The 1,198-nt window shown below is 37.6% G+C and carries 1 protein-coding gene; it reads right to left on the reverse strand.

Annotated elements, in window-relative coordinates; genetic code table 11:
• Positions 1-468: 468 nt before the first annotated feature.
• Complete coding sequence (locus tag MUB24_RS22975) at positions 469-1,023, reverse strand: tyrosine-type recombinase/integrase (RefSeq protein WP_244708074.1); 555 nt, start codon at positions 1,021-1,023, stop codon at positions 469-471.
• Between the last annotated feature and the right edge of the window lie 175 nt (positions 1,024-1,198).

Here is a 1,198-nt window from a genome sequence, read left to right on the forward strand (position 1 = left end):
GGAGAGAGCTGATCAATTCGATCGATGAGTCCTAATTTGTCTATTAATTGACGAATAACAGGAGCCGATCCGACTCGACATACTTGAAAGTCAGGAATCTGCGGAATTGGATTATTCATTGCAATCACCCCACGGTCTTCATACCCTTACCTTCGATAGGACATGGGGGAATTCCTGCAAAAAAGATTTTAGGCTTTCAAAGGGGCGCGGAATATGGGTTCTAAAAAAATGTGAAACTGGAGTGCAAACTGTCCCATCGAAAGCGCTGTCGTTTTTTTGAACCACTAGACATTCATGAACAATGCATTAAAAACGACCTTGGATTCAGAATAAGGGATTGGTCAAATGATTTTCATTTTATCGTTATGGGATTCTAGGAGGAGATTTTTAGATAAAAAAATACTTTTCGCATTGTTGTCGGTAGGAATAATTACGGGTTTTAGTCTCAATGTAGCAGCTGCAGAGAGTCTAAGTCAGTCTGCTGAGACCCAAAATTTGTTTAAAAATACAAAATGGAGAGTTTCCAAAAGCTTCGGCATACTTATCAACCATTTTTTGAACTGAGTTTTTAGTTAAACGTGCTGATACACCATTTCCGGAAGGAAGGGAAAGAAATAATGCTTTCTCAGATTTAGCAGCTGGATAAGTTATATCACGTACCTTTCGATACTCAAGCAGATCAGCCAGAGCAACATCTGAAAAGACCATTTTATCATACTTTCCGCCTTTACGGCGTATCAATACATGTTGATTATTCCAGTCGACTTTGTCAATATCAATACTGACAGTTTCAGACACACGCAAGCCGGATCCTAATACTAAGCTAATGATGGCAAGATCACGTTCACGGTTTTTTAAATAGTAATTATACTTGCGTTTATTTTCTTTAATCATACGGCCATAATCTGAAGCAACAAAATCCCTAAATTTTTCAATCTCGTCATCTACTAATATTTTACTGAAGATACGTTCAGCTTTTTCTGTATCAGTATGCTTTTCTCTATGTATATCTACTTTAGCCATAACATTTCTCTTTAAATACGGGTAAAGATTAAAGTGGACCCCATTGTCAAGACACAGATTTTTAATTTTTAAGGTGGGGTAGAACGTGGATCTTCTACTATGTTACAGCCAGAAGGATTTGCATGGCTTACGAGGTTGGATTACCCACCATTAATTTTTGTTTGTGAGCCATCCT

It is taken from the genome of Lederbergia sp. NSJ-179 (assembly GCF_022867885.1).
GTDB lineage: Bacteria > Bacillota > Bacilli > Bacillales > Bacillaceae_C > Lederbergia.

What these genes read in the sequence shown, in the direction of transcription:
- MUB24_RS22975 (WP_244708074.1), bottom strand. Translation starts at nt 1,023, where the DNA reads ATGGCTAAAGTAGATATACATAGAGAAAAGCATACTGATACAGAAAAA.